The sequence below is a fragment of the Clostridium sp. AF29-8BH genome, assembly GCF_003478145.1.
Lineage (GTDB): Bacteria > Bacillota > Clostridia > Lachnospirales > Lachnospiraceae > Otoolea > Otoolea fessa.
Genome location: NZ_QUEL01000007.1, coordinates 123,056 through 132,757 on the forward strand (window position 1 = coordinate 123,056; position 9,702 = coordinate 132,757).

Sequence of the window (9,702 nt, forward strand, 5' to 3'; positions counted from 1 at the left end):
TCAGATACTCCCTTCTGTCAGTATTTTATGATTCTTGTAAATATAATCAACAAGTGACACAATCGTCAGCAGCAACGCGATCCAGACACAGATCGTCGTAACAAACGCAAGCGCCTGAATATCCAGAATCAATAACACCACCGATACCATCTGAAACGTCGTCTTAAATTTGCCCCAATAGCTGGCGGCGATGACAACTCCGTTGTCCGAGGCGATCAGACGGAATCCGCTGATGATAAACTCCCGGCTGATGATGACGATAACCATCCAGGCTGGAAGCGCGTTCAGCTCGATCAGACAGATGAGCGCCGAGCACACTAGAAGCTTGTCCGCGAGCGGATCCATAAATTTTCCAAAGTTCGTAACCAGATTGTACTTTCTGGCAATCTTTCCATCCAGAAGATCGGTCAGGCTGGCTATGATAAACAGTGCCAGTGCAATCATACGGAAGGTACGGTTTTCACCATTCTGCCAGAGAAGGAAAAACACAAAAAACGGAATCATGATGACGCGAAGCGTCGTAAGCTTATTCGGTAAATTCATCAGCCAACTCTCCTATCAAATCATATTCGAGTGCTCCCGTTACGCGGACACGGCAGAAATCGCCGGACATCAGCGGAACATCCGCATTGACAAAAATCAAACCATCTACGTTCGGCGCGTCCTTATAGGTACGTCCCACGAAAGCATTCTCATCTGCCACTTTTCCCTCGATCATAACCTCAAGCACACGGTCCTTCATATCCTCGGCTTTCTCGAAGGCAATCTCCTGCTGCAGCTCCATGATCTCGTCGCGGCGGTCTTCCTTGACCTCCTGCGGCACCTGATCCGGATATCCGGCTGCCGGTGTGTCCTCTTCTGCAGAGTACGCAAACACGCCCAGGCGGTCAAATTCCATCTCATCGACGAACCGCATCAGTTCCTCATGATCCTCCTGTGTCTCACCCGGGAAACCGGAAATTAAGGTCGTGCGGAGTGCAATATCCGGGATCTCTTCCCGCAGATGCGCGATCCGCTCCCGAAGCTCCGCCTGATTCGTGCGGCGCCCCATCCGCTTGAGAACGGCATCGCTCGCGTGCTGGATCGGAATATCCAGGTAGTGACAGACTTTTTCCTCCGTCTTGATCGCCTGAATCAACTCCTCCGTGATCTCCTCCGGATAACAGTACTGGATACGGATCCATTCGATCCCATCGATCTGTGCCAGTTCATGTAAAAGTTTCGGCAGGGTCTTCTCTCCATACAAATCCACGCCGTAAAGCGTCGTCTCCTGTGCGACAAGAATCAGTTCCTTCACACCCTGATCCGCAAGCTCCTTTGCCTCTGCGAGAAGCTGCTCCATCGGCACACTGCGTACGGTCCACGCAGGGACGGGATAATACAATAGGTACACCGTTTGTTACAGCCCTCGGAAATCTTTAAAAAAGCATAATGTCCGCCGGTCGTCACCAGACGTTTGCTCCGCATCTTCGTCTCCGGAAGTTCGGACAAATCGTGGAAATCAGATACCCTCTCACCCTTCAGCGCCTTCGCCAGCACCTTGCTGACCTCATCATAGCTGGTCGTACCGAGAATACCGTCCACCTCCGGCACCTCCTGCAGGATCTCTTCCTTGTAACGCTGTGCCATACAGCCGCTGACTAAGAGCGCCTTGCAGGTTCCGCTCTTTTTGTACTCTGCCATCTCTAAGATGGTGTTGACACTCTCCTCCTTGGCATCGTTGATAAAGCAGCAGGTATTGACCAGAATGACATCTGCCTCCTGCTCGTCATCGGTAAACGTGTACCCGTCCTGGCTCAGCGAACCCAGCATACGCTCTGCATCAACCAGGTTTTTATCGCAGCCAAGGGATATACAAAGTAATTTCATTCAACTCTCTCCTAATACCATATTTAAAAAATTTCTGTAACCATAATCGATTTGAACCGTCACAAAAATTCTATATCGTAACTGTTCAGTACCTTCACAGTCACGCGCAAAAATCCATTAAAAATTGCCTACGGCAATGGGATTTTTGCCTGCTGGCCCATGTTTTCGTACGGTCAGCGCAGTAGATGCGCAGACCTACTGAACAGTTACTCTATATCTAAGAAAAGACCATCTCCATGTACATAATGAACACGGGACGGTCTTCTGTCACCTTTTAGACCTCTTCCTCCGGGGAATCGTTCTCTGCTACAATTTTAACCTTAGAATGGTACAGCTCGTCGATCGCGATCGAAAGCGGTTTTCTTCCATTCTCAATGACCAGTGCCTCATCACCGGCGATCAGCTGTCTTGCACGCTTTGCAGTCGCAATTACGATGGAGTAACGGCTCTGAATCAGCGGTTCTTTCCCCGGCTCAGCCTCATTGTTTACAACATTAATTAAGTCAAGATATGACGGACGCAGCATCATAATACATCTTTCTCCTTTCAGAATTGCTTCATCTCTTCTTTTATTTTTTCAATCAAAGTCTTGTGATTTTCTGTTCTGGCATGCATCGCCTGAATCAGTGCGTGCATTTCTTCTACACAGCGGTCTACCTCATCATTCACCAGAATGAAATCGTAGTCATCCATCTGCTTGGACTCCTCCGCTGCTCTCGAAAGCCGTGCGGCAATCTTCTCCGGTGTCTCGGTTCCACGACCTGCCAGCCGGTTTCTAAGCTCCCCGGCACTCGGCGGCGTGACAAAAATGAGAACTGCCTCCGGGAATTTCTTCTTGATTTTCAGGGCACCCTGAATCTCAATCTCCAAAAGGACATCCTTGCCCGCTTTCAGGTTGGAAAACACATACTCCTTCGGTGTGCCGTAATAGTTTCCGACATACTGGGCGTATTCGACCAGCTCATCGTGTTCGATCATCTGTTCGAACTCTTCCCGGGTCTTAAAGAAATACTCTCTTCCATCAACCTCGCCCTCGCGCGGTGCGCGGGTGGTCGCAGAGATGGAAAGGGCATAATTGTCATACCGCTCCAGCAATGCACGCATCAATGTTCCCTTGCCTGCCCCTGAAAATCCGGATATAACTGCCAGTACTCCCTGATTATCCATATATTTCGCCTGCTTTCTAAATTCTATCTATTATTACAATATTTCATATTCTCCGTATTTTCACCGCCAACGGCAGCTTTCCGTGAATACCTCTTCCAGCATGATCGGCTATTCAATATTCTGAATCTGCTCTCTGACTTTCTCGATCTCTGTCTTGAGTGCAATCGCACAATCGGAAACCTCCAGATCGTTTGCCTTGGAAAGGATCGTATTCGCCTCGCGGTTCATCTCCTGTGCAATGAAATCCAGCTTACGTCCGACGCTTCCGCCCGCCGTCAGCTCCTTGCGGGTCGCCTCGATGTGGCTTCTCAGGCGGACCGTCTCCTCATCGGTGCAGATCTTATCTGCAAAAATCACAACCTCTGCCGCAATCCGACCTTCATCGACGCTGCTTCCTTCCAGAAGCTCTTTCACCTTATCTTCCAGTTTCGCCCGGTATTCTTCCACGATCTTCGGGGAACGTTCTTCAATCTGATCGACCAGCGTTACCATATAGTCCAGCTTGCCAAGCAGATCCTGCTTCAGATTCTCACCCTCGCGTGTGCGTGTCTCGACAAATTTCTCTGCCGCCTCGCCGATCGCCTTTTCGAGAATCTGCCACATATGCTCCTCGTCCTCCGGCACCTGTTCCATCGTAAAGACCTCCGGACACCGTGCAAGACGCATCACCGTCGCGTCATTCGGAATCCCAAGCTCGTCCGCCATCTGACGAAAATAATCCATATACTCGCCGGCCAGGGAACGATTGTACTTTAAGGACATCTTCTCATCCGTATAATCTTCATAGGAAATAAAGACATCTATCTTTCCCCGCTGAATGTATTTCTTGAGCTGCGCGCGAATCGCCGCCTCAAAGTAATTAAATTTCTTCGGCATCTTAATGCTGAGATCCAGGTAACGGTGGTTTACCGCCTTCATCTCCACAGAAATCTTATATTCATCCGTTGCCATCTCGCATCGGCCAAATCCAGTCATACTTTTAAGCATAGTGACGCCTCTCTCTTTCATCCATAGATAATGGTATTATAATGCAAATCGCCGCAAGCGTCAACCGAATTTAAAAGTGATTGTTTTTCGTGTCTTCTTTCATTATAATAGTAGATACTACACAAATAAAGGAGCACCAAAACCATGGCATTTGACGGAATTGTAATCGCAAACCTGGTTAAGGAGTTTAGTGACGCGCTTACCGGCGGCAAGATCGCAAAGATCACGCAGACCGAGCGCGATGAACTTCTTTTTACCATAAAGAACTTCCGGGAGACGAAACGGCTTCTTCTCTCGGTCAACGCAAGTCTCCCGCTGGCATATCTGACGGATACCAACAAGCAGGGACCGATGACTGCCCCGAATTTCTGCATGCTGCTTCGCAAGCACATCGGAAGCGGACGCATCGTGTCGGTCAGCCAGCCGGGTCTGGAACGCTGTATTCATTTTGAGATCGAACACCTGGACGAGATGGGTGACCTCTGCCGCAAGCTGCTTATTGTCGAACTGATGGGAAAATACAGCAATATCATTTTCTGCAGCCCTGACGGCACGATCCTCGACAGTATCAAACATATCTCCGTGCAGGTCAGCTCCGTGCGCGAGGTTCTGCCGGGACGGCAATATTTCCTCCCGCAGACGGTCGCGAAGCAGGATCCGCTGACTGCATCTGCCGATGATTACGCCGCCATTCTGGCACAGTCACCGGCACCGGCAGGAAAAGCCATTTACACGAATTTCACCGGTATCAGCCCGGTCATGGCAGAAGAATTCTGCTATGAGGCATCGATCGATGCCGACCGCCCCGCATCGGAACTGAATGAGCTGGAGCGCATGCACCTCGGGCACACGCTGGAACTGGCAATGGAATCCATCAAAAATGGACAGTTCTCGCCCTGCATCGTATACCGTGAAGATGAGCCAATGGAATTTTCCGCTCTCCCATTGACCTCGTTCCCGCCGGAATATCAGGTCGAACACTTTGATTCAATCAGTAAAGTGCTGGAGACCTACTATGCGTCCAAGAACGTCATCACACGAATCCGCCAGAAATCCTCGGATCTGCGCCGGATCGTCCAGACTGCCCTGGAGCGCAATTATAAAAAATACGATTTGCAGCAGAAACAGTTAAAGGACACCGAAAAACGGGATAAATACAAGCTCTACGGCGAGCTGTTAAACACCTACGGTTATGAGCTGACCGACGGCGAAAAAGAACTTGTCTGCACGAACTACTACACAGGAAAAGAGGTCAAGATCCCGCTTGACCCGCAGCTGACCGCCCGCGAAAATTCGCAGAAGTATTTTGACAAATATGGAAAACTCAAACGTACTTTCGAGGCTCAGAGCCAGCTCATTGAGGAGACGAAGCAGGAGATCGAGCACCTCGAATCCATCAGTACCTCCCTCGATATTGCCTTAAAGGAGGAAGATCTGACCCAGATCAAGCAGGAGTTGACGGAATATGGCTTCATCAAAAAGCACGGTCCGGCTGGAAAGAAAGTAAAAATCACAAGCCGCCCATTCCACTACCTTTCCTCCGACGGATTCCATATCTACGTCGGCAAAAACAACTACCAGAATGAGGAGCTGACCTTCAAGATCGCGACTGGAAATGACTGGTGGTTCCACGCAAAAGGGATTCCGGGTTCCCATGTCATTGTGAAATCCGAAGGAAAAGAGCTTCCGGACCGCACCTTCGAGGAAGCTGCCGGGCTGGCTGCCTACTATTCCAAGGGACGGGAAAATGAAAAAGTTGAGATCGATTATGTACAGAAAAAGCAGGTCAAAAAAGTAGCGGGCGCTGCTCCGGGATTTGTGATTTATCATACGAATTATTCGATGATGGCGACGCCGTCGAATCAGCTGGAAGAACTGCCATCATAATGCCGCCCGAAAAAAAGACAATGTCTATATTTCTGCAATTCACAATGAGTCCAGCAAAAAACGCCACAGGCACACAACCCATGGCGTTTTTTTACTGGACTCAAATGAACTTAGCGAATCTCGCTCTTACCACCCATATACGGACGCAGAACCTCCGGAATGCGGACAGAACCGTCTGCCTGCAGGTTGTTCTCTAAGAATGCGATCAGCATACGCGGCGGAGCTACTACAGTGTTGTTCAAGGTGTGTGCAAAGTATTTGCCGTCTTTGCCGTTGACACGGATCTTCAGACGTCTTGCCTGTGCATCACCTAAGTTGGAGCAGCTTCCAACCTCGAAATATTTCTTCTGACGCGGGGACCATGCCTCTACATCAACGGATTTTACTTTCAGATCAGCCAGGTCTCCGGAGCAGCACTCCAGAGTACGAACCGGAATATCCATGGAACGGAACAGGTCCACGGTGTTCTTCCACAGTTTGTCATACCACATCTTGCTGTCTTCCGGTTTGCAGACTACGATCATTTCCTGTTTCTCAAACTGGTGGATGCGGTATACGCCTCTCTCCTCGATGCCGTGAGCGCCCTTCTCTTTACGGAAACACGGAGAATAGCTGGTCAGTGTTTTCGGAAGCTCTTCCTCCGGAACTACGGTATCAATGAATTTACCGATCATAGAGTGCTCGCTGGTACCGATCAGGTAAAGATCCTCGCCCTCGATCTTGTACATCATCGCATCCATCTCATCGAAACTCATAACGCCGGTTACAACATTGCTGCGGATCATGAACGGCGGGATACAGTAGGTAAATCCACGGTCAATCATGAAATCTCTTGCATATGCGATAACAGCAGAATGAAGTCTTGCGATATCGCCCATCAGGTAATAGAAACCATTTCCAGCTACCTTTCTGGCACTGTCCAGATCGATGCCGTTAAATTTCTCCATAATCTCGGTGTGGTACGGGATCTCGAAATCCGGTACAACTGGCTCGCCGAAGCGCTCGATCTCTACGTTCTCGCTGTCGTCTTTACCGATCGGAACACTCGGATCAATGATGTTCGGGATGGTCATCATAATCTTTAAGATGCGCTCGCCAAGATCCTTCTCCTGCTCTTCCAGCTCAGACAGGCGGGCAGACTGCTCTGCTACCTGTTTCTTCAGCTCTTCTGCTTCCTCTTTCTTTCCCTGACCCATCAGAGCGCCGATCTGTTTTGCAATCTTGTTCTTGTTCGCACGCAGATCATCTGCTTCCTTCTTCGCTGCACGGTTCTTGGCATCCAGCTCAATTACCTCATCTACCAGCGGAATTTTCTTGTCCTGGAACTTATTTTTAATATTCTGCTTTACAATGTCAGGATTTTCTCTGACGAATTTAAGATCTAACATATCTTCCTCCTACTGTTATGCAATTAACTGCACGAAAACTAGTTATAATTATACTACAACTTTGTACGAATGAAAAGCCCTGTTTCAAGAGTTCCTCTGTTCGTTACTGTTCACGCATACGTGAACAGTAACGGAATTTGCCGTGGCTTCGCATTTAAATACGGCAAATTCCTGCTGCCACCACGTTTTCTTACGGCACTTTCGGTTCCAAAAGTGCCTACCCGTGAACTGTAACCTCTGTTCTTCTTGATACAAAACAGGATAGACTGCCCATTATATTTAACTCAACTTCGTCAAATACGACAGACACGCCTCCAGGCACAGTCCGTCCTGCTCCGGGGCACCAAGTTCTTCTGTCTTTTCCACACATTTTTTTGTAAAAGCTGCCGCCCGTCTGACGGCTTCCTCCATCGGCACACCTCGCACCATGCTGGCACCGATGACTGCTGCAAAGACATCCCCGGTTCCGTGGTAATTGCCCGCCACAAATTTAGTTGCATGAAAGACCGGATCCTTGCCGCGCTCATGGATCACGTTGAGGACCTGTTTGCCCTTGACCACGCCTGTCAAAATGACTGACCGCGCGCCCAAAAGATGAAGCTTCCAGGTCAGATCTGAGAGCTTGCGCTTACTCCATCCATTTTCCTGATACAGCGTGTCCGTCAGGGCACAGGCTTCAGTCAGATTTGGCGTGACAACGTCCGCATACTGCATCAGCTCCCGCATCGCCTCGATCAGATCCTCGTCACAGACGCTGTAGAGATGTCCGTGGTCGCCCATCGTCGGATCTACCAAAACCTGCGTATTTTCCCGTTTGAAATCCCGGATAAAATCTGCCACGATCGACGCCTGTCTGGCAGAACCTAAGAATCCAGTCATGATTCCGTCCATCTCAAATCCCATCTTCCGCCACGGCTCCAGGTATGCCTCCATCCGATCGGTATAATCATCCATATAGCATTCCGGATATCCCGCGTGATTGGACAGCACCGCCGTCACCACCGGACAGCACTGTACTTTGAGGGCGCTGATAACCGGCATCGCAGCCGTCAGCGAACAGCGCCCGTAGCCTGACAGGTCATTTAAAACCGCTATTTTCTTCTGAATTCCTTCCATGTATAATTTTTCCTCATTTTCTTAATTTTAAGATACCAGGGTCAAAAGGTCAGAAGTTCGACGCAAGCTTGCTTGCAGGAGAATTTTTGACCTTGGGACCCGCCAAAAACATGAGTAAGTAGCCATTTTCCCAAGAAAAATGAGCGAATTACGAATGTTTTTGAAGATTGCGGGAGCATATAGTGCGGAGCATCTGGTATCAGAGGGGTCAAAACGTCTTTTGACCCCAACATCAATTTTAAGCAACTTTATAATCTAACATATTCTCGCAGCAGATACGACTGCCTGCGGCATGATTCTGGTTTCTACAAGCGTGTATCTATGCATTTGTGTTTTATAAGCCGCACACTCCAATGACGCAACAAGGAGACTGCGCCTGGACAGATGTTTTTCCCATTCTGCCCAACCACAGTCTCCTGTATGTATTTCATTTTAATTCTTCTCGACTGAGATAAATTGCCTTATGCTCTCGCTTCTACAGACAATGCATCCAGAAAACCTGCCTTGCGGAGTGCCGGACGAACTGCCATATAGATAACAACAGACGCAATCGTAGATGTCACCGCATTGATCGAAGTCGCTGCGATATTCCATGCAAGTGTGAGCTCTGCCGCCGGTTTACCAATGATCCAGAGTTTATAATAATATCCGATCAGCGGATCTGCAATGACGTTGAATAAAAGACCTGCCACCGCTGCTGCAATCGTAAAACCAAGGATGTGGTTCTTATCGGTGCTCCGGTCAATCTTGCCCAGACGATGTGCTACGAATCCGGCGATCAGTCCGATGCAGAGTTTGCAGATAAATGTCTTCGGTGCATATACAATATAAACCGGATCGAGAAGGTCACCTATCGTCATGCCGATAGCACCTCCCAAACCGCCGTAAAAGCCGCCGACTAAGAGTGCCCCGATGACACAGACTGCATTTCCCAGATGAATGGAAGTTGCATCGCCGCCCGGAAGTGTGATCTTCACCTGTCCGTATGTAAATACGACATAGGAGAGAGCTGCCAGCAGACCGACCATCGCGATCTTGTAAGCCTGATTTGATTTGTTTGCCATGATGTTTCATCCTCCCTTGTTATTGGACTCATCATAGCACAATCTTGTCCCCTGAAAAACATACAGTTTTTATCATTTTAAGCAGGTCAGTTATAACTTGCCACTTTTTTATCCTGATTAATCATGTGCCTCCACGCACAAAAGGACGCCTCTCTCCAGCTCCAGAATGCCCTCTTCCCGTTTGAGTTCATGCTGATGCAGAGACTCGTCCCCAGCCCGATCGT

General features: G+C 49.0%; 8 protein-coding genes and 1 pseudogene. 1 reads left to right on the forward strand and 8 read right to left on the reverse strand.

Translation table 11 applies throughout. The annotated features are described in order from the left end of the window. From pgsA to DWZ16_RS06850, 5 genes and pseudogenes are all read right to left on the reverse strand, one after another. A complete protein-coding gene (gene pgsA / locus DWZ16_RS06830) occupies window positions 1-543 on the reverse strand; it encodes a CDP-diacylglycerol--glycerol-3-phosphate 3-phosphatidyltransferase (protein ID WP_118482168.1) in 543 nt (180 codons plus the stop codon). Then, a pseudogene (gene rimO, locus DWZ16_RS06835) lies at window positions 527-1,869 on the reverse strand (30S ribosomal protein S12 methylthiotransferase RimO). Before rimO ends, pgsA begins: the two are co-directional and overlap by 17 nt. A 274-nt stretch (window positions 1,870-2,143) precedes the next feature. Beyond that, window positions 2,144-2,398, reverse strand: coding sequence for a DNA-directed RNA polymerase subunit omega (rpoZ, locus tag DWZ16_RS06840; RefSeq protein WP_347501656.1), 255 nt, complete (start codon window positions 2,396-2,398; stop codon window positions 2,144-2,146). Window positions 2,399-2,415: 17 nt separating this feature from the next. Beyond that, the gene (gene gmk / locus DWZ16_RS06845; protein WP_022360271.1) at window positions 2,416-3,036 is read right to left on the reverse strand and encodes a guanylate kinase; all 621 of its coding nucleotides are present in this window, start codon (window positions 3,034-3,036) and stop codon (window positions 2,416-2,418) included. Between the two features lie 108 nt (window positions 3,037-3,144). Then, a complete protein-coding gene (locus DWZ16_RS06850; protein ID WP_118482169.1) occupies window positions 3,145-4,023 on the reverse strand; it encodes a YicC/YloC family endoribonuclease in 879 nt (292 codons plus the stop codon). Window positions 4,024-4,167: 144 nt separating this feature from the next. On the opposite strand from DWZ16_RS06850, the gene DWZ16_RS06855 reads away from it, so the two are divergent. Beyond that, window positions 4,168-5,910 carry an NFACT family protein gene (locus DWZ16_RS06855; RefSeq protein ID WP_118482170.1) on the forward strand — a complete coding sequence of 581 codons (1,743 nt, stop codon included), beginning with the start codon at window positions 4,168-4,170 and terminating at the stop codon, window positions 5,908-5,910. Between the two features lie 110 nt (window positions 5,911-6,020). Here DWZ16_RS06855 and serS read toward each other — a convergent pair whose 3' ends face one another. The 3 genes from serS to DWZ16_RS06870 all read right to left on the reverse strand — a co-directional run bounded on the left by serS (window position 6,021) and on the right by DWZ16_RS06870 (window position 9,478). Further along, window positions 6,021-7,298 carry a serine--tRNA ligase gene (serS, locus tag DWZ16_RS06860; RefSeq protein ID WP_022360274.1) on the reverse strand — a complete coding sequence of 426 codons (1,278 nt, stop codon included), beginning with the start codon at window positions 7,296-7,298 and terminating at the stop codon, window positions 6,021-6,023. A gap of 279 nt (window positions 7,299-7,577) precedes the next feature. Beyond that, on the reverse strand, window positions 7,578-8,414 hold the full coding sequence (locus tag DWZ16_RS06865) for a pyridoxamine kinase (protein WP_118482171.1): 837 nt from the start codon (window positions 8,412-8,414) through the stop codon (window positions 7,578-7,580). A 461-nt stretch (window positions 8,415-8,875) separates the two neighbouring features. Continuing rightward, complete coding sequence (locus tag DWZ16_RS06870) at window positions 8,876-9,478, reverse strand: ECF transporter S component (RefSeq protein ID WP_022360276.1); 603 nt, start codon at window positions 9,476-9,478, stop codon at window positions 8,876-8,878. Between the last annotated feature and the right edge of the window lie 224 nt (window positions 9,479-9,702).